The sequence below is a fragment of the Shewanella sp. ENK2 genome (assembly GCF_043568515.1).
Classification (GTDB): domain Bacteria; phylum Pseudomonadota; class Gammaproteobacteria; order Enterobacterales; family Shewanellaceae; genus Shewanella; species Shewanella japonica.
This window is the reverse complement of sequence record NZ_CP171406.1, coordinates 1660746-1681223: the sequence shown is the minus strand read 5'-3', so window position 1 is coordinate 1681223 and position 20478 is coordinate 1660746. Positions and strand designations below refer to the sequence as shown.

Here is a 20478-nt window from a genome sequence, read left to right as displayed (position 1 = left end):
TCATTTCATTCATTGACCCCTCAGGTTTATTATTGATAAAGAGGCTATTAGTGGCTTATTAGGCGTTAACTATTTTGGCTTTCTTACGATTAGTCATATGAATGTTCACAGGGTACAATATTCACATCACCATTATTAGTACAAGTCATTTATATGTCCGCGAGCTTAAAGCCTTTAAATACCATGTCTTTGAATCAAAATTCCCTAATGCTTGTTGAGGCAAACTCTGTTTCGGATCTCATTCGATATATAAAAAAAGCAAAAGAAATGGGCGTTCCGTATATGATCATAGGTGGTGGTAGCAATATCGTTTTTACCTGCGATTATGAAGGGATGATCATTAAGCTGATCAATAAAGGCATCGTTATTTCCGAGGATAATGAAAATGTCTATTTAACTGTGCAGGCAGGCGAAAATTGGCATGAACTCGTTCAGTTTACTTTGGATAAGGGCTATTTCGGGTTAGAAAATTTAGCATTGATCCCTGGTTCGGTGGGCGCAGCTCCAATTCAGAATATTGGTGCATATGGAGTTGAAATAAACCAGTTTTGTAATGAAGTCACTTACCTTAACACTGATACTTTTAGCGAGCATACACTTGCAGGTTCTGAGTGTAAGTTTGATTACCGTGATTCAATTTTCAAAAAACAATTAAAAGAGATTGCAGTCATTACGTCAGTTAAATTAGCCATCCCAAAAAACTGGCAAGCAAATCTAAGTTATGGACCACTTAGCCACTTAAATAGTCTTACAGTGAGTGCTAAAGAGATCTATGAGACTGTATGTGCTGTACGCACAAGCAAGTTACCTGATCTCTGTAAACTTGGTAACGTTGGCAGCTTTTTTAAGAACCCAATTATCGAAGCAGAGCAATACATCAGTTTATTGAAAAAGTTTTCTGATTTGGTCGGATATGCACAAGCTGATGGGCGTATTAAAGTTGCTGCAGGTTGGCTTATAGATGAAGCTGGCCTTAAAGGGTATATCTCGGGCGGCGCGGCAGTCCATAGCAAGCAAGCGTTGGTGATAGTTAATATTAATCATGCAACTGGTGACGATGTACGAAAACTGGCGCATCATGTTATTGACACTGTTTATAATAAGTTTGGTATCAAACTGGAGCCAGAACCAAGAATAATAGGTTCACACGGAGAGGTGGAATTGTAATGACAGAGCATTGGAGCAAAAAGAAGCAAATCATTAAGCTGCTGGATCATTGTCGTTATACTTCTGGAGAAATGATTGCACAAGAAGTTGGATTATCTAGGACTGCAGTGAATAATCACATAGCGCAGTTAGCTGATTACGGGATTGATATATACAGCGTAAAAGGTAAGGGTTACAAGTTATCGAAAGCTCTGCCTTTATTTGATGAATCCGTACTTATAAACAGGATTGAAGATAGGTGTTTCTTTTTGATGAAATAGCCAGTACCAATGCTTTCTTACTGCAGCACTCTGATGAACTAGATAGTGGTGATATTTGCATCGCGGAATATCAGTCAGCAGGCAGGGGGCGTAGGGGACGTCAATGGGTATCACCTTATGGTCAACATGTTTACGGTTCACTCTATTGGCGCATAAACCAGGGAATGAATGCCGCAATGGGGTTAAGCCTAGTTATTGCGTGTTCTATCGTGTCAACGCTAAGAACATTTGGTGTTGAAGGTCTTGGATTGAAGTGGCCAAATGATATCTACAAAGACAATAAAAAACTAGCAGGTATCTTGATTGAGCTATCTGGTCAGTCTATGGACGAATGTAATTTGGTCATTGGCTTTGGTATTAATATGAGTATGCCGGCTCAACAGGCTGAAAAAATAGATCAGCCTTGGAGTGATTTATCTTCTCTGGATACAATGCCCGATAAAACTAACCTACTCCTAGCACTCCATAAACAATTAAAGTTAGACCTAGCAAAGTTTGAAGTATCTGGTTTAACGGAGTTTATTCCGCTCTGGCAACAATATGATCTGTTTTACGACAAAGAAATTGAGTTGGTCATGTCACCTAAGTCAATTGTAGGTGTTTGCAAAGGGATTGACTCGCAAGGTGGCGTTATTTTGGAAACCGATGGCGTTCAAACCGCCTATATAGGTGGAGAGATTAGCCTACGCGGTACGCTATAATCTACGAGGTTATTTTCGTAGTAAAACGCGGTTTACCAAATGATTATCTCCTTTTTTAAGGATCAGGTGAGCGCGTTCACGACTTGGTTTGATATTGGACTGGAGATTTGGGCCGTTAATCGTATCCCAGATATTAGCTGCGGTCTCATTAGCTTGTTGATCTGACAAGTTTGAATAGTGATGAAAAAAGGATTTCGGATCACTAAAAGCACCTTGACGAAATTTTCTAAAACGTTGCTGATACCATTCTTTTAGAAGCACTTCATCTGCATCTACGTAAATTGAGAAATCCACATAATCAGATAAAAAACTGCTGCGACTTTCAGGTGATTGATCTAAGCCAGTTTGAAGTACATTTAAACCTTCGATAATTAAGATGTCTGGTTGGTTAATCGGTTGCACTTGGTCAGTAAGTCGGTCATAGGTGATATGAGAGTACAGTGGCGCATTAACATGCGGTTGACCTGCTTTGATAGCTGAAATGAAATCAATGAGCATCTTCATATCATAGCTTTCTGGAAAGCCTTTTCGCTTTAATAAGTTTTTAGCTTTTAACTCTGCCAAAGGATACAGAAATCCATCGGTAGTGACTAACTCTACTTTAGGGTGTTGGGGCCAACGCTGTAAAAGCGCTTGTAGAATCCTTGCTGTGGTGCTTTTACCAACAGCGACACTACCAGAAATACTGATAATGTAGGGAGAGTTACGTAGTTTATGATTGAGGAATTGATCTAATACTACACTGCGCTGCTGCTGAGCGTCGATGATCAAATTTAAAAGACGACTTAACGGTAAATAAATATCTGTCACTTCATCTAAAGACAGTTGCTCGTTCATGCCTTGTAAGCGGGCAAGTTCGTCTTCACTTAGTGTAAGAGGGACTGAATTACGAAGCTCAGACCATTGCTTACGCCCAAATGAATGATAAAGTGTTTTATGTATTGGTTTATTTACTGTCATAATGTCCTTTCCTTAGGTCAGGCACAGTACACCAACAAAATATATTCAACAATAAAAAACTGACCTTAGTTAATCACTAACTTTCAAATCGCTTGATTTTTATGCGTGAGTAGCTAATAAAGCCCAAAAAAACGGCATTTAAGACTTTTTTTAGCTTTTTTATGCATTTTCTATTGCACTTGTGCCAACATTTACCTAATATCCGTTTCCGAAATGATTAGCCGGCATAGCTCAGTTGGTAGAGCAACTGACTTGTAATCAGTAGGTCCCGAGTTCGACTCTTGGTGCCGGCACCATTTTTCTGGAGGGGTTCCCGAGTGGCCAAAGGGATCAGACTGTAAATCTGACGGCTCAGCCTTCGAAGGTTCGAATCCTTCTCCCTCCACCATTTTTTAAAGGTAGTTAGGTAGCCTTTCAGGTTGCGCGGATGTCGTATAATGGTATTACTCCAGCCTTCCAAGCTGATAACGCGGGTTCGATTCCCGCCATCCGCTCCAAATTGCTGAATGACTTGATTGATTAATGGTTCAGATAACTGAATTGTTGATCAGTCAAATCCTTTAAATCAGCACCTCCTGTCTTATGCTAAGCTTAATCACCATAACTAATCGATTCGATGTCATTTTATGCATCGGATTTTTTCTATATGTGTTTTCATTACCAAGAGTCTGGATTGAGGCAATATCATGGCTAAAGAAAAATTTGAACGTAGTAAACCACACGTAAACGTGGGTACAATTGGTCACGTTGACCATGGTAAAACTACTCTAACAGCAGCTATCTCAGCAGTATTGACGAAAGCATACGGCGGTGAGACTAAAGATTTCGCACAAATCGATAACGCTCCAGAAGAGCGTGAGCGTGGTATTACAATTAATACTTCTCACATCGAATATGACACGCCTACACGTCACTACGCACACGTAGATTGTCCTGGTCACGCCGATTATGTTAAAAACATGATTACTGGTGCTGCACAAATGGACGGTGCTATCTTAGTAGTAGCAGCAACTGATGGCCCAATGCCACAGACTCGTGAGCACATCCTACTTTCACGTCAGGTTGGTGTACCTTTCGTTATCGTATTCATGAACAAATGTGACATGGTTGATGATGAAGAGCTACTTGAATTAGTAGAAATGGAAGTACGTGAACTTCTTTCTGAATATGACTTCCCAGGTGATGACTTACCAGTTATCCAAGGTTCTGCACTTAAAGCGCTTGAAGGCGATGCAGCTTGGGAACCAAAAATCATCGAACTTGCTGAAGCTCTAGATACTTACATCCCAGAGCCAGAGCGTGACATCGATAAGCCTTTCCTACTACCTATTGAAGATGTATTCTCAATTTCAGGTCGTGGTACAGTTGTTACTGGTCGTGTAGAGCGCGGTATCATCACTGTAGGTGACGAAGTAGAAATCGTTGGTGTTAAAGACACAACTAAAACGACTTGTACTGGTGTTGAAATGTTCCGTAAGCTGCTTGACGAAGGTCGTGCAGGTGAGAACTGTGGTGTTTTATTACGTGGTACTAAGCGTGATGAAGTTGAACGTGGTCAAGTACTTGCTAAGCCAGGTACAATCACTCCTCACACTACATTCGAATCAGAAGTATACGTGTTAAGCAAAGAAGAAGGCGGACGTCACACTCCATTCTTCAAAGGCTACCGTCCACAGTTCTACTTCCGTACAACTGACGTAACTGGTACTATCGAGCTTCCAGAAGGCGTTGAAATGGTAATGCCAGGTGACAACATCAAGATGGTTGTTACTCTAATCTACCCAATCGCGATGGACGACGGTTTACGTTTCGCTATCCGTGAAGGTGGCCGTACAGTTGGTGCTGGTGTTGTAGCTAAAATCGTTGCTTAATAGCGAAGTTAGTTAACACATTAAAAAAGGAAGCTTCGGCTTCCTTTTTTTGTTTTATAGATTTTTTTAAGTTTTACTTATGTTCTCTGGTGTCGACCTTGCGAACTGACTAGAATAAGAATACAATCTATGGCCGATTTTTGACCCTGAGCTGATGCTTTTCGTGGCTAAACTCGGAAGTACTATTTGATAGTGGTACATATTTATCAAATTTAAGCTCAGGTCTTAGTGAGTAACGGAACCAACCGATGACGACAAATACTGAAAACCAGAATAATTCTCTGGATATTGTTAAGTGGGGCATTGCAGTTATATTGATTGCCGCCGCTGTTATTGGCAACCAAGCATTTGGCGAAGCCAGTGTTGTGGTACGCGCATTAGGCGTAATTGTTGCCTTTGTTATTGCAGGCTTTATTGCACTGCAAACTGTGAAAGGTAAAGAAGCTTTATCTTTTGCTCGTGAAGCTCACATTGAAGTACGTAAAGTGGTTTGGCCAACTCGTCAAGAAGCGCTAAACACAACATTCATTGTTCTTGTTGCAACAGCTGTCGTAGCCGTAATCCTTTGGGGTTTCGACTGGGTACTATTGCGTGTTGTTAACCTCATTACTGGCGTATAGGCATTTACATGACTGAAGCAACAGAAGCTAAAAAAGATGGTATGTGATTCAAGCATTCTCAGGCTATGAAGGCCGTGTATGTAAAACACTACTTGAGCATATCAAAATGCACAACATGGAAGACTACTTTGCTGAGGTACTTGTACCAACTGAAGAAGTTGTTGAAATGCGTGCAGGTCAGCGTCGTAAAAGCGAACGTAAATTCTTCCCAGGCTATGTATTAGTCCAAATGGAAATGAATGATGAAAGCTGGCACTTAGTGAAAAGCATTCCACGTGTAATGGGTTTCATTGGCGGAACATCTGATCGCCCAGCACCTATTTCTGATAAAGAAGCGAATGCCATTCTTCAGCGTCTACAAGATACTGTTGAGTCACCGACTCATCGCGTTATGTTTGAGCCTGGTGAAGTTGTTCGTGTTAACGATGGTCCATTTGCTGACTTTAATGGCACTATCGAAGAAGTTGATTACGATAAAAACCGCGTTAAGGTTTCAGTAATGATCTTCGGTCGCTCTACTCCTGTGGAACTAGACTTCCAACAAGTTGAAAAGAGCTGATTAAATTAAATACAAATAGTATTTGTTTGCGGGTGCGGATTTTAGTATAATCCGCACCCGTTGTTTTCAAGGGGAGCTCATCGGCATGTAGCTGGTAGCGTTTGAACCCAAATTGAGGAAATGTCGACATGGCAAAGAAAATTGAAGCTTATATTAAGCTACAAGTAGCAGCCGGTGCTGCAAACCCGTCTCCACCAGTTGGTCCTGCTCTAGGTCAAAAAGGTGTGAACATCATGGAATTCTGTAAAGCATTCAACGCTCGTACTGAAAAGTTCGACAAAGGTATGCCGATTCCTGTTGTTATCACTGTATACAACGATCGTTCTTTCACGTTCGAAACTAAGACTCCTCCAGCATCTTTCTTATTATTGAAAGCGGCAGGTCTTAAGTCTGGTTCTGGCCGTCCAAATACCGAGAAAGTTGGTACTATCAAGCGCAGCGCTGTTCAGGAAATTGCTGAAACTAAAGCGGCTGATATGACTGGTGCTGATGTTGAAGCGATGATGCGTTCAATTGAAGGTACTGCACGTTCAATGGGTTTGGTAGTAGAGGACTAATATAATGGCAAAGCTAACTAAGCGCATGCGCGTAATCCGCGAGAAAATCGACGGAACTAAAAGCTACGATATCAATGAAGCTGTTGCTTTATTAAAAGAATTAGCAACTGCTAAATTCGTAGAAAGTGTTGACGTTGCTGTTAACCTAGGTATCGATCCTCGTAAATCAGACCAAAACGTTCGTGGCGCTACAGTATTACCACATGGTACTGGCCGTGAAGTTCGTGTTGCTGTGTTCACACAGGGCGCAAACGCTGAAGCAGCTAAAGAAGCTGGTGCAGAGTTAGTTGGTATGGAAGATCTAGCTGAGCAAGTTAAAGCTGGTGAAATGAACTTTGACGTTGTTATCGCATCTCCAGATGCAATGCGCGTTGTTGGTATGTTAGGTCAAATCTTAGGCCCACGTGGTTTAATGCCTAACCCTAAAACTGGTACTGTAACGCCAAACGTTGCTGATGCAGTTAAAAATGCCAAAGCTGGCCAAGTTCGTTACCGTAACGACAAGAATGGTATTATCCACACTACTATCGGTAAAGTGGATTTTGAACCTGCTCAAATTAAAGAAAACTTAGAAGCGTTAGTCGCAGCACTGAAAAAGGCTAAGCCTGCAGTTGCTAAAGGCGTTTACGTGAAAAAAGTCAGCATCTCTACCACTATGGGTGCAGGTGTTGTGGTTGACCAAGCTACTTTGGAAGACCTTAAGTAATATACAAAGGATGCGGATTAGTATATAATCCGCGCACTTTGTGGGTTGAGGTCTGCTTTTCAACATTGTTGAGAGCAGATTTCCGTCCAAGACCGTAGGTGTTTTCATAAGATAACTTAATTTCCTACGTAGACGGTGTCAGACCCCCCAGATAGATTTTGTTCTGCTGGAAATCTGCACCGTAAGTCGTTAAACACATAAGTGTTTAATATGGTAAATACTAGGGACATCCCTAGGTAGAATCCAGGAGTAAAGCCAATGGCATTAAGACTCGAAGACAAAAAAGCGATTGTTGCTGAAGTCAGCGAAGCCGCCAAAGGTGCTTTATCTGCAGTTGTTGCCGATTCACGCGGTGTAACTGTAGGTGATATGACCGGTCTGCGTAAAGCAGCACGTGAAGCTGGTGTTTATGTACGTGTTGTACGTAATACATTAGTTAAACGCGCTGTTGCTGGTACTGATTTTGAGTGCCTAAGCGACACGTTTACTGGTCCTACTTTGATTGCCTTTTCTAATGAGCACCCAGGTGCTGCAGCGCGTCTTCTTAAAGATTTCGCAGCTGAACAAGAAAAGTTTGAAATCAAAGCAGCAGCCTTTGAAGGGGAAGTTATCCCTGCAGCAGATATTGATCGTTTAGCGAAACTACCAACATACGAAGAAGCACTAGCTCAGTTAATGATGACTATGAAAGAAGCATCTGCTGGCAAGTTCGTTCGTACATTGGCCGCTCTTCGCGATCAAAAAGAAGCAGCTTAATATTTCATTAGCCGCTTAAATTAATTGAATTCAGTACAATAGGAATTTTTTGTTATGTCTATCACTAAAGACCAAATCTTAGAAGCTTTCGCAGAAATGTCTGTAATGGAAGTTGTTGAACTAATCGAAGCAATGGAAGAAAAATTCGGCGTTTCTGCTGCAGCTGCTGCTGTTGCTGTTGGTGGCGACGCTGGCGCTTCTGCTGCTGAGCAAACCGAATTTGACGTTGTTATGACTTCATTCGGTGGCAACAAAGTTGCTGTTATTAAAGCACTTCGTGGCGCTACAGGTCTTGGCCTGAAAGAAGCTAAAGCTATGGCTGAATCTGCACCAGTTGCAGTTAAAGAAGCTATCACTAAAGAAGAAGCAGAAGCACTTAAAGCTGATCTAGAAGCTGCTGGCGCTGAAGTAGAAGTTAAATAAGTTATACTCTAACTTACCACCTCCCGAGTAATCGGGCGGAGGCTGGCGGTTTTTTAACCGTCGGCCTTTTTTGCGCTATATGCGCAGGCGATTTTTTATTCACCGTTTATCGCCAGTTTTAGCAGTTCCTAGCAGAGATTACTGGTTAGGTTCTTGCCATTAACGGTGATGGGCAAACGTGCTGATTTAATCTTAGAATTATTTCAGTCTTGGTCACATCTCGTAAGTAGAGGAAACCCATGGTTTACTCCTATTCTGAAAAGAAGCGTATTCGTAAAGACTTTGGAAAACGTCCAAAAGTTTTGGATATTCCGTATTTGTTGTCTATTCAATTAGACTCTTTTAAGAAATTCACCGATCAAGATCCTACGGGTGAACGTGGCTTTGAAGCTGCTTTCCGTAGCGTTTTTCCCATCAAGAGCTTTTCTGGCAACTCTGAACTGCAATATGTCAGTTACAAGCTAGGTGAGCCAGTTTTTGATGTGAAAGAGTGTCAGATCCGCGGTGTTACATATTCGGCACCACTACGCGTTAAATTGCGTATGGTTCTTTATGACCGTGAAGCTGCACCAGGCACAGTCAAAGATATTAAAGAACAAGAAGTCTACATGGGTGATATCCCATTGATGACTGAGAACGGTACTTTTGTAATTAATGGTACTGAGCGTGTAATTGTTTCTCAATTACATCGTTCTCCGGGTGTTTTCTTTGATCATGACCGTGGTAAAACCCACTCATCTGGTAAGGTGCTTTATAACGCACGTATTATTCCTTACCGTGGTTCATGGCTTGACTTTGAATTCGATCCAAAAGATTCATTATTTGTACGTATTGACCGTCGTCGTAAATTACCTGCGACTATCATCTTACGTGCGCTTGAATTTTCTACTCAAGAAATCTTGGATTTATTCTTTGAACGTATTGAGTTCAAAATTAAGCAAGATTCACTTGTTATGGCACTTGTGCCAGATCGTCTACGTGGCGAAACTGCAAGTTACGACATCAAAGATTCTGAAGGTAAGCTTTTAGTTGAAGCTGGCCGTCGTATTACTGCACGTCACATTAAGCAGCTTGAAAAAACCAACACTACTGAGCTTGAAGTACCAGTAGATTACATCGTTGGTAAGTTCGCTGCACAAGACTACATTGATGAAGATACTGGTGAAGTATTAGTTAGCGCAAATGCTGAAATCACCCTTGAAGACCTAGCTAAACTTTCTTTAGCGGGTATTAAAGAAGTTGATACATTATTTATCAACGATCTTGATCATGGTGCATATATCTCAGACACATTACGTATTGATTCTACAACTAACCGCCTTGAAGCATTAGTTGAAATCTACCGTATGATGCGTCCTGGTGAGCCACCAACCAAAGATGCTGCTGAAAGCTTATTCCAGAACTTGTTCTTTAGTGAAGAGCGTTATGACCTATCTAAAGTAGGTCGTATGAAGTTCAACCGTCGTCTTGAGATTTCTGAAGATGAAGGTGCTGGCGTACTGTCTAAAGAAGACATCGTACACGTTATGAAGAAAATCATCGAAATCCGTAATGGTTACGATGAAGTCGACGATATTGACCACTTAGGTAACCGTCGTATTCGTAGCGTTGGTGAGATGGCTGAAAACCAATTCCGTGTTGGTCTAGTTCGTGTTGAGCGTGCTGTTCGTGAACGTCTATCTCTAGGCGATCTGAATGAGCTTATGCCACAAGATCTAATCAACGCCAAGCCTATTTCTGCGGCAGTGAAAGAATTCTTTGGTTCTTCACAGTTGTCACAGTTCATGGATCAAAACAACCCGTTGTCAGAAGTAACGCATAAGCGTCGTATTTCTGCTCTTGGTCCTGGTGGTTTAACACGTGAACGTGCTGGTTTCGAAGTACGTGACGTACATCCAACTCACTACGGTCGTTTATGTCCGATTGAAACGCCAGAGGGACCAAACATTGGTCTAATTAACTCTTTAGCAAGTTTCGCTCGTACTAACTCTTATGGCTTCCTAGAAACACCTTACCGTAAGGTGGTTGATTGTGTGGTTACTGATGAAGTTGAATACTTATCAGCAATCGAGGAAGGCCGTTATGTGATTGCACAGGCAAACATCGAGATTGATTCTTCAAATCGTATGCTTGAAGAACAAATCGCATGTCGTCATAAAGGTGAATCTACCTTTATGCGTGCTGCTGATATCCAGTATATGGATGTTTCACCACAACAGATTATTTCTGTTGCGGCATCACTTATTCCGTTCTTAGAACACGATGATGCTAACCGTGCATTGATGGGTGCAAACATGCAACGTCAAGCCGTTCCTACTTTACGTGCTGATAAGCCGCTTGTTGGTACAGGTATTGAGCGTACTCTTGCTGTTGACTCAGGTGTTGTTGTCGCTGCGAAGCGTGGCGGTGTTATCGACTATGTTGATGCTAGCCGTATCGTAGTGAAAGTTAACGAAGCAGAATTGACTCCAGGTGAAGCTGGTATCGATATCTACAACTTAACTAAATACACTCGTTCTAACCAAAACACTTGTATTAACCAACGTCCTTGTTGTTCTGTTGGTGATCCTATTGTTCGTGGTGATGTATTAGCCGATGGCCCGTCTACCGATTTAGGTGACTTGGCCCTAGGTCAAAACATGCGTATCGCATTCATGCCTTGGAACGGTTATAACTTCGAAGATTCGATCTTAATCTCTGAGCGCGTAGCGCAAGAGGATCGTTTCACTACTATTCATATCCAAGAGCTTTCATGTATTGCTCGTGATACGAAATTAGGTAGCGAAGAAATCACTGCTGATATTCCAAACGTAGGTGAATCTGCTCTGTCTAAATTAGACGAGTCAGGTATTGTTTACATTGGTGCAGAAGTAAAAGGCGGCGACATTCTAGTTGGTAAAGTGACACCTAAAGGTGAAACTCAACTGACTCCAGAAGAAAAGCTATTGCGTGCAATTTTCGGTGAAAAAGCTTCTGACGTTAAGGACAGTTCATTACGTGTTCCTAACTCAGTTAAAGGGACTATCATCGATGTACAAGTCTTCACTCGTGACGGTATCGAAAAAGATAAACGTGCTCTTGAAATTGAAGAGATGCATGTTGCCCAAGCGCGTAAAGATTTAGGCGAAGAGTTCGAAATCCTTGAAGAAGGTGTTTTGAGCCGTGCACGTAACTTATTACTATCTGCTGGTTTCTCACAAGCTAAGCTTGCTGAATTACCACGTAAAGATGTATTAATTCAAGTTATTGATGATGAAGCTAAGCAAACTGAGCTTGAGCAATTAGCCGAGCAACATGAAGAGCTTAAAGCTGACTTCGATAAGAAGTTCGAAGTTAAACGTCGTAAAATCACCCAAGGTGATGACTTAGCTCCAGGCGTACTAAAGATTGTTAAGGTTTACCTTGCAGTTAAACGTACTATCCAACCTGGTGATAAGATGGCGGGTCGTCACGGTAACAAGGGTGTAATCTCTAAGATTTGTCCTATCGAAGACATGCCATACGATGAAACTGGTGATCCAGTTGATATCGTACTTAACCCATTGGGCGTACCTTCGCGTATGAACATTGGTCAGGTACTAGAAGTTCACTTAGGTGCTGCTGCTAAGGGTATCGGTAATCGAATTACTGCTATGCTTGAAGAGCAACGTGAGCTTGCTGAACTGCGCGACTACATCCGCCAGGTATATGAATTAGGTGACGAAGTTCTTCAGAATGTCGACATCAACTCATTCACTGACGATGAAGTATTGCGTCTGGCTAAAAACCTTAAAGGTGGTTTACCAGTTGCTACGCCAGCTTTCGATGGTGCTAAAGAGAAAGAAATCAAGCAAATGCTTGAACTTGCAGGCTTACCTGACTCAGGCCAGTTAACATTATGTGACGGCCGTACCGGTAACGAATTTGAGCGTAAAGTAACTGTTGGTTACATGTACATGCTCAAACTGAACCATTTAGTTGATGACAAGATGCACGCCCGTTCTACCGGTTCGTACAGCTTAGTTACACAACAACCATTGGGTGGTAAAGCTCAATTCGGTGGTCAGCGTTTCGGTGAGATGGAAGTATGGGCACTAGAAGCATACGGTGCTGCATATACTCTTCAGGAAATGCTAACGGTTAAATCAGATGACGTTAACGGTCGTACTCAGATGTATAAAAACATCGTCGACGGTAACCATCAGATGCACCCAGGCATGCCTGAGTCTTTCAACGTATTGTTGAAGGAAATTCGTTCACTTGGTATTAATATCGAGTTGGATCAAGAGTAAGCATCGCTCTTAAGCAATGTTTGGTAACCAAGGATGCTTTGCTTAGCAAAGCATCTGGTTTAACTCCTTCAGGAGAGAAACGTGAAAGACTTATTAAAGTTTCTTAAACAGCAAAGCAAGACTGAAGAATTTAACGGCATCAAAATTGGTTTGGCTTCGCCTGACCTGATCCGTTCTTGGTCTTTTGGTGAAGTTAAAAAGCCAGAAACCATTAACTACCGTACTTTCAAGCCTGAACGTGAAGGTTTGTTCTGTGCGCGTATTTTCGGTCCTGTAAAAGATTACGAATGTTTGTGTGGTAAATACAAACGTTTGAAGCACCGTGGTGTTATTTGTGAGAAGTGTGGCGTTGAAGTTACACAGACTAAAGTACGTCGTGAGCGTATGGGTCATATTGATCTTGCAAGCCCAGTTGCCCATATTTGGTTCTTGAAATCACTTCCGAGTCGTATCGGTTTGATGCTTGATATGACTTTACGTGATATTGAGCGCGTACTGTATTTTGAATCATTCGTTGTGATCGAGCCTGGCATGACCAGCCTTGAACGCGGCCAGATGCTGACAGAAGAAACATATCTTGATGCATTAGAAGAATACGGTGACGAGTTCGAAGCTAAAATGGGTGCAGAAGCAGTCTTAGACTTGCTACGTGCAATCAATTTAGAAGAACAAATTGATCAAATGCGTGAAGAGTTACCGTCAATTAACTCTGAAACCCGTCGTAAGAAGGTCACTAAGCGCCTTAAACTGATGGAAGCATTCTTCACTTCTGGCAACAAGCCTGAGTGGATGATCTTAAAAGTTTTACCTGTTCTGCCACCTGATTTACGTCCTCTAGTTCCACTAGATGGCGGACGTTTTGCTACATCTGATTTGAACGACCTTTACCGTCGTGTAATCAACCGTAACAACCGTCTTAAGCGTCTATTAGACCTAGCTGCACCAGACATTATCGTACGTAACGAAAAGCGTATGTTACAAGAGTCTGTAGATGCACTATTAGATAATGGTCGTCGTGGTCGTGCTATCACAGGTTCTAACAAACGTCCGCTTAAATCTTTGGCTGATATGATCAAAGGTAAGCAAGGTCGTTTCCGTCAGAACTTACTTGGTAAGCGTGTAGATTACTCTGGTCGTTCGGTTATTACCGTAGGTCCTACTTTACGTCTGCATCAGTGTGGTCTTCCTAAGAAGATGGCACTTGAGCTATTCAAACCATTCATCTATGGCAAGCTAGAAGGTCGTGGTCTAGCTACGACGATTAAAGCTGCTAAGAAAATGGTTGAGCGCGAACAGGCTGAAGTATGGGATGTACTAGACGAAGTAATTCGTGAACATCCAGTCATGCTTAACCGTGCACCAACACTTCATAGACTTGGTATTCAAGCATTTGAACCAGTTCTTATTGAAGGTAAAGCAATCCAATTGCACCCATTAGTATGTGCGGCATATAACGCCGACTTCGATGGTGACCAAATGGCAGTGCACGTACCATTAACGCTTGAAGCTCAATTAGAAGCTCGTTCGTTAATGATGTCGACTAACAACATTCTTTCTCCTGCGAATGGTGAGCCAGTAATCACGCCTTCTCAAGACGTGGTACTAGGTCTTTACTACACCAGCCGTGAATGTGTTAACGGTCGCGGTGAGGGCATGACTTTCATGTCTGTTGATGAAGTAGAAAAAGCATATGCAACAGGTGCAGCAGAATTGCATGCACGTGTAAAAGTTCGCTTAACCGAAACATCAATTGACGCTAATGGCGAGAAAGTACAAACACGTAAGATTGTAGATACTACAGTTGGTCGTGCGTTGTTATCGCAAATCTTACCTGAAGGATTACCATTTGATTTGGTAAACCAAAACATGGGTAAGAAGCAAATCTCTAAATTGCTGAACACTTGTTACCGTGCATTAGGCCTAAAAGATACTGTTATCTTTGCTGACCAATTAATGTATACCGGTTTCCGTTACGCAACTATCTCTGGTGCCTCTGTTGGTATCAACGATATGGTAATTCCGGACGAGAAATATACCTTAGTTGAAGAAGCTGAACGTGAAGTGCTTGAAATTCAAGAGCAGTTCCAATCAGGTCTTGTAACAGCTGGTGAGCGCTACAACAAAGTTATCGATATTTGGGCAAGCACCAACGATAAGATCTCTAAAGCGATGATGGACAACTTGAAAAAAGAAGTTGTTATTAATCGTGATGGTGAAGAAGAAGAGCAAGATTCGTTTAACAGCATCTATATGATGGCTGACTCGGGCGCTCGTGGTAGTGCTGCACAGATTCGTCAGTTAGCTGGTATGCGTGGTCTGATGGCTAAGCCAGATGGCTCAATCATCGAAACCCCAATTACTGCTAACTTCCGTGAAGGTTTGAACGTATCACAATACTTCATCTCTACTCACGGTGCGCGTAAAGGTCTTGCCGATACCGCACTGAAAACAGCTAACTCGGGTTATCTAACTCGTCGTCTTGTTGACGTTGCACAAGATTTAGTTGTTATTGAAGATGACTGTGGAACAGAAGAAGGCTTGACCATGAAGCCGTTGATTGAAGGTGGTGATGTTAAAGAGCCGCTTCGTGAACGTGTTCTAGGTCGTGTTGTCGCTGTTGATGTATTAGAGCCTGGTACTGAAAAAGTACTTGCGCCACGTAACACATTACTAGACGAGTCATGGTGTGATCTTCTAGAAGAGCACAGTGTTGATGAAGTTATTGTTCGTTCAGTAATTTCTTGTGACACAGACTTTGGTGTTTGTGCTGCTTGTTACGGCCGTGATTTAGCACGTGGTCATATTATTAACCACGGTGAAGCGATTGGTGTTGTTGCTGCTCAGTCGATTGGTGAGCCAGGTACACAGCTTACGATGCGTACTTTCCACATTGGTGGTGCTGCATCTCGTGACTCTGCAGAAAACAACGTACAAGTTAAGAATAACGGTACATTGAAACTTCATAATGCGAAATACGTTAAGAGTATCGATGATAAACTGGTTATCGTATCGCGCTCATCTGAAATTGCGGTTATCGATGAGTTAGGTCGTGAGAAAGAACGCTATCGTGTTCCTTACGGTACCGTATTAGAACAACTTGAAGATTCAGAAGTAACTTCTGGCGCTATCATTGCTAACTGGGATCCACATACGCATCCTATTATCTCTGAAGTTGCTGGTAGTGTTAAATTCGTTGATATGATTGAAGGCGTTACTATGACGCGTCAAACAGACGATTTAACCGGTCTATCTTCTGTTGTTGTTATTGATGCTGGTGCACGTCCTACCGCTGGTAAAGAAATGCGTCCTGCTATCCGTCTAATCGACGCGGCGGGTAACGATCTTATGATCCCTGGTACAGACGTACCAGCGCAATACTTCTTACCGGGCAATGCGATTGTTTCTAAAGACGATAATGCGCAAATTAATGTTGGTGATGCTTTAGCACGTATTCCTCAAGAATCGTCTAAAACTCGCGATATTACTGGTGGTCTGCCACGAGTTGCTGACTTATTCGAAGCGCGTAAGCCTAAAGAACCCGCTATTCTTGCTGAAATCTCAGGTACCATCTCGTTTGGTAAAGAGACTAAAGGTAAGGTTCGTTTAGTTATCAGCCCAGCTGATGGCGGTGAACATTACGAAGAAATGATCCCTAAATGGCGTAACCTTAACGTGTTCGAAGGTGAAAAAGTTGAACGTGGTGAAGTTATCGCTGACGGCCCAGAAGCTGCGCACGATATCCTACGTTTACGTGGTATCCATCATGTTGCTAACTATATTGTTGATGAAGTCCAAGACGTTTACCGTCTACAGGGTGTAAAAATCAATGATAAGCACATTGAGGTTATCATTCGCCAAATGCTTCGTAAGTGCCTAATCACTGATGCAGGTGATTCGAACTTCTTAGTCGGTGAACAAGCTGAAGTATCTCGCGTGAAGATTGCTAACCGTGAGCTTGAAGCTCAAGGTAAAGCACCTGCGAAGTTCGAGCGTGAATTACTAGGTATTACCAAAGCTTCTTTGGCTACTGAATCGTTCATCTCAGCGGCATCGTTCCAAGAAACGACTCGTGTACTTACAGAAGCTGCTGTAGGTGGTAAGAGTGACCAATTACGTGGTCTGAAAGAAAACGTAATCGTTGGTCGTCTAATCCCTGCAGGTACAGGTTATGCATATCACAATGCTCGTAACGAAGCGCGTGCTAATGTTAAAGATGAAGGTGTAGAAGCACCGGTTATCACTGCAAGTGAAGCAGAGAAGAACTTAGCTGACTTACTTAACTTGGCCGGAAGTGCCGACTAAAGTAAACGTTATGTTAAAAAAAGGCGCCTTTGGCGCCTTTTTTATTGGGAATTGCACGAAAAGTTGTCTATTTCTTGACAGTTGGCCAATACCTTTCTAAACTTTCGCGTCCCATCATAGTGGGATATAGATTTTTCACACAAAATTGTTGAGATTATTCAACTGAACGGAGCTATTCATGGCAACTGTAAACCAGTTGGTACGTAAGCCACGCTCGCCAAAAGTCGAAAAGACTAATGTGCCAGCGTTAAATGCGTGTCCACAAAAACGTGGTGTTTGTACTCGTGTGTACACTACAACACCTAAAAAACCTAACTCTGCTCTACGTAAAGTAGCACGTGTTCGCTTAACTAACGGTTTCGAAGTTACTTCGTACATCGGTGGTGAAGGTCACAACTTGCAGGAACATAGTGTAATTCTAATCCGTGGCGGTCGTGTTAAAGACTTACCGGGTGTGCGTTACCACACTATCCGCGGTGCATTAGATTGTGCTGGCGTTAGTGCTCGTCGCCAAGGCCGTTCTAAGTACGGTGCTAAGCGTCCTAAGTCATAACTTGTCCGTTTAAGTAAGGCCAAGCTAGTTAAAAATATTCCAGTTTTGGAAATACCTGAAGCATACGGAGAATTGTTATGCCAAGACGTCGCGTTGTAGGACAACGTAAAATCCTACCAGATCCAAAGTTTAAAAGTGAGTTGCTGGCCAAGTTCATCAACGTCATTATGGTTGACGGTAAAAAGTCAACTGCTGAAAAAATTATCTACAAGGCATTAGATGTTGTCGCTGAAAAGAAAAGCGAAGATCATCTAACTATCCTTGAAGCAGCTCTTGATAATGTTCGCCCTTCAGTCGAGGTTAAATCTCGTCGTGTTGGTGGTTCTACTTATCAAGTACCATGTGAAGTTCGTCCAGTGCGTCGTAACGCACTAGCGATGCGCTGGTTAGTTGAAGCTGCTCGCAAGCGTGGTGAAAAATCTATGGCTCTACGTCTAGCAGGTGAAATGCTAGATGCATCTGAAAACAAAGGTACTGCTGTTAAGAAGCGTGAAGACGTGCATCGCATGGCTGAAGCTAACAAAGCCTTTGCTCATTACCGTTGGTAATTTGATGGAGCGGGCATTCGCTCGCTCCATATTGTTGATATTTTCTAAAGTGATAACTTTAGTTGAGAGGGTATAAATAGTGGCTCGTACAACCCCAATTGAGCGTTACCGTAATATTGGTATTGTTGCTCATGTGGATGCAGGTAAAACTACCACAACAGAACGTGTTCTGTTCTATACCGGTTTGTCTCATAAAATCGGTGAGGTGCATGACGGCGCTGCTACGACAGATTGGATGGTACAGGAGCAGGAACGTGGTATTACTATCACTTCTGCTGCAGTAACCACCTTTTGGCGTGGTATGGAAGCTCAATTCACTGAACATCGTATTAATATCATCGATACCCCTGGTCACGTCGACTTCACTATTGAGGTTGAGCGTTCATTACGTGTACTAGATGGCGCTGTAGTTGTTTTCTGCGGTTCATCAGGCGTAGAGCCTCAATCAGAGACTGTATGGCGTCAAGCCAACAAGTATGAAGTACCTCGTATGGTGTTCGTCAATAAGATGGACCGTGCAGGTGCTGACTTTGATAGTGTTATCGACCAAATCCGTAATCGCTTAGGTGCTACTTGTGTTCCAATTCAATTGAATATTGGCGCAGAAGAGGACTTCAAAGGGGTTATTGATTTAATTAAGATGAAAGCGATTAACTGGTCTGAAGAAGATCAAGGAACCACTTTCACTTATGAAGAAATTCCCGCAGATCTTTTAGCTAAGGCTGAAGAGATGCATGAGTATCTAGTGGAAAGTGCTGCTGAAGCATCTGATGAACTGATGGAAAAGTACCTTGAAGAAGGCACATTACCAGAAGCAGATATTAAGCAAGCATTACGTCAGCGCACAATTAACAACGAAATCGTATTAGCAACTTGTGGTTCTGCATTTAAGAACAAAGGTGTTCAAGCGGTTTTGGATGCGGTTGTTGACTACCTTCCTGCTCCTATCGAAGTGCCTGCTATTAAGGGTGTTGACGAGAACGAAAATGAAGTAGAGCGCCCATCAGACGATAATGCACCATTTGCTGCATTAGCGTTTAAAATTGCGACTGACCCATTTGTTGGAACTTTGACCTTTATCCGTGTATATTCAGGCGTACTAGAGTCGGGTGCAGCGGTTTATAATTCTGTTAAACAGAAACGTGAACGTGTTGGCCGGATTGTACAAATGCATGCAAATGACCGTACTGAGCTTAAAGAAGTTCGTGCAGGTGATATTGCAGCGGCGATTGGTCTAAAAGAAGTGACAACTGGCGATACTCTTTGCGCAAACGATCACAAAGTGATTCTAGAGCGAATGGAGTTTCCAGAACCTGTTATTACCATTGCCGTTGAGCCTCGCTCTAAAGCAGACCAAGATAAAATGGGGATTGCACTACAAAAGCTAGCTGCAGAAGATCCTTCTTTTAGAGTGGAAACTGATGAAGAGTCAGCTCAAACATTGATTTCTGGCATGGGTGAATTACATTTAGATATTATCGTTGACCGTATGCGTCGCGAATTTAATGTCGAGTGTAACGTAGGTAAACCTCAGGTTGCCTATCGTGAAACGATTCGCTCATCAGTAGAAGTTGAAGGTAAGTTCGTACGTCAATCAGGCGGGCGTGGTCAATATGGTCACGTATGGCTGAAGATTGAACCGTTAGAAGACGGTGCAGGCTACGAATTTGTCAATGAAATTGTTGGTGGTGCAGTTCCTCGTGAATTCATCCCATCAGTAGACAAAGGTATTCAAGAGCAAATGAAAAACGGTGTCTTAGCCGGTTATCCTATGCTCGATGTGAAAGTGACTTTATTTGATGGTTCATATCATGATGTGGACTCGAATGAAATGGCTTTCAAAATAGCTGGTTCAATGGGCTTTAAAAAGGGTGCGCTTGAAGCAAGCCCTGTGTTACTAGAACCAACAATGAAAGTGGAAATTACCACTCCTGAAAGTAATATGGGCGATGTAGTAGGTGACTTAAACCGACGTCGTGGTGTTATTGATGGAATGGACGATGGCTTGGGTGGTGTTAAAATCATTCATGCAACGGTTCCACTATCAGAAATGTTTGGTTATGCAACTGACTTGCGTAGTGCAACTCAGGGGCGTGCTTCATACTCAATGGAGTTTGCTAAGTACGCTGATGCACCATCAAACATTGCAAATGCGATAATTGAATCACGCACCTAATTTTAGGTGTTTAACTAATGTTATATAGCTCGTAATCGAGCACTTCTG

Annotated in this window: 13 protein-coding genes, 3 tRNA genes and 2 pseudogenes; 17 read left to right on the top strand and 1 reads right to left on the bottom strand. The window is 42.4% G+C overall.

The annotated features are described in order from the left end of the window. The first annotated feature begins 153 nt into the window (after positions 1–153). Together murB and birA are read left to right on the top strand one after the other, a co-directional pair. On the top strand, positions 154–1167 hold the full coding sequence (gene murB, locus ACGEDC_RS07405) for a UDP-N-acetylmuramate dehydrogenase (RefSeq protein WP_394497411.1): 1014 nt from the start codon (positions 154–156) through the stop codon (positions 1165–1167). Further along, positions 1167–2128 (top strand): annotated as a pseudogene (birA, locus tag ACGEDC_RS07400) (bifunctional biotin--[acetyl-CoA-carboxylase] ligase/biotin operon repressor BirA). Before murB ends, birA begins: the two are co-directional and overlap by 1 nt. Before the next feature lie 9 nt (positions 2129–2137). Here birA and coaA read toward each other — a convergent pair. Beyond that, positions 2138–3088 carry a type I pantothenate kinase gene (gene coaA, locus ACGEDC_RS07395; RefSeq protein WP_394497409.1) on the bottom strand — a complete coding sequence of 317 codons (951 nt, stop codon included), beginning with the start codon at positions 3086–3088 and terminating at the stop codon, positions 2138–2140. A 220-nt stretch (positions 3089–3308) separates the two neighbouring features. Here coaA and ACGEDC_RS07390 point away from each other — a divergent pair. The 15 genes and pseudogenes from ACGEDC_RS07390 (at position 3309) to fusA (ending at position 20430) form a co-directional block, all read left to right on the top strand. After that, positions 3309–3384 (top strand) — tRNA-Thr (locus ACGEDC_RS07390). 7 nt (positions 3385–3391) lie between these two features. Next, positions 3392–3476: transfer RNA gene (locus ACGEDC_RS07385), tRNA-Tyr, on the top strand. A 35-nt stretch (positions 3477–3511) separates the two neighbouring features. After that, a tRNA-Gly gene (locus ACGEDC_RS07380) sits at positions 3512–3585 on the top strand. A 189-nt stretch (positions 3586–3774) separates the two neighbouring features. Continuing rightward, positions 3775–4959, top strand: coding sequence for an elongation factor Tu (tuf, locus tag ACGEDC_RS07375; protein ID WP_080917157.1), 1185 nt, complete (start codon positions 3775–3777; stop codon positions 4957–4959). Positions 4960–5207: 248 nt separating this feature from the next. Beyond that, the gene (gene secE / locus ACGEDC_RS07370) at positions 5208–5579 is read left to right on the top strand and encodes a preprotein translocase subunit SecE (protein ID WP_394497407.1); all 372 of its coding nucleotides are present in this window, start codon (positions 5208–5210) and stop codon (positions 5577–5579) included. Between the two features lie 8 nt (positions 5580–5587). Then, a pseudogene (gene nusG / locus ACGEDC_RS07365) lies at positions 5588–6138 on the top strand (transcription termination/antitermination protein NusG). Positions 6139–6266: 128 nt separating this feature from the next. Beyond that, positions 6267–6695 (top strand): 50S ribosomal protein L11, encoded by a 429-nt coding sequence (gene rplK, locus ACGEDC_RS07360; protein WP_055026515.1) that lies wholly within the window; start codon positions 6267–6269, stop codon positions 6693–6695. Positions 6696–6699: 4 nt separating this feature from the next. Continuing rightward, a complete protein-coding gene (gene rplA, locus ACGEDC_RS07355; RefSeq protein ID WP_055026514.1) occupies positions 6700–7401 on the top strand; it encodes a 50S ribosomal protein L1 in 702 nt (233 codons plus the stop codon). A gap of 258 nt (positions 7402–7659) precedes the next feature. Next, positions 7660–8157 carry a 50S ribosomal protein L10 gene (gene rplJ / locus ACGEDC_RS07350; protein ID WP_055026513.1) on the top strand — a complete coding sequence of 166 codons (498 nt, stop codon included), beginning with the start codon at positions 7660–7662 and terminating at the stop codon, positions 8155–8157. Positions 8158–8211: 54 nt separating this feature from the next. Beyond that, positions 8212–8580, top strand: coding sequence for a 50S ribosomal protein L7/L12 (gene rplL, locus ACGEDC_RS07345; RefSeq protein ID WP_055026512.1), 369 nt, complete (start codon positions 8212–8214; stop codon positions 8578–8580). A 239-nt stretch (positions 8581–8819) separates the two neighbouring features. Then, entirely contained in the window at positions 8820–12851 is a 4032-nt protein-coding gene (rpoB, locus tag ACGEDC_RS07340) for a DNA-directed RNA polymerase subunit beta (RefSeq protein WP_394497403.1), read from the top strand. An 81-nt stretch (positions 12852–12932) separates the two neighbouring features. Further along, positions 12933–17153, top strand: a complete 4221-nt coding sequence (gene rpoC / locus ACGEDC_RS07335) for a DNA-directed RNA polymerase subunit beta' (protein ID WP_394497401.1) — start codon at positions 12933–12935, stop codon at positions 17151–17153. A 178-nt stretch (positions 17154–17331) separates the two neighbouring features. Continuing rightward, a complete protein-coding gene (rpsL, locus tag ACGEDC_RS07330) occupies positions 17332–17706 on the top strand; it encodes a 30S ribosomal protein S12 (protein ID WP_055026549.1) in 375 nt (124 codons plus the stop codon). A gap of 77 nt (positions 17707–17783) precedes the next feature. Continuing rightward, on the top strand, positions 17784–18254 hold the full coding sequence (rpsG, locus tag ACGEDC_RS07325; protein ID WP_055026548.1) for a 30S ribosomal protein S7: 471 nt from the start codon (positions 17784–17786) through the stop codon (positions 18252–18254). 79 nt (positions 18255–18333) lie between these two features. Next, positions 18334–20430, top strand: a complete 2097-nt coding sequence (gene fusA / locus ACGEDC_RS07320) for an elongation factor G (protein ID WP_065108933.1) — start codon at positions 18334–18336, stop codon at positions 20428–20430. The last annotated feature ends 48 nt before the right edge of the window (positions 20431–20478 follow it).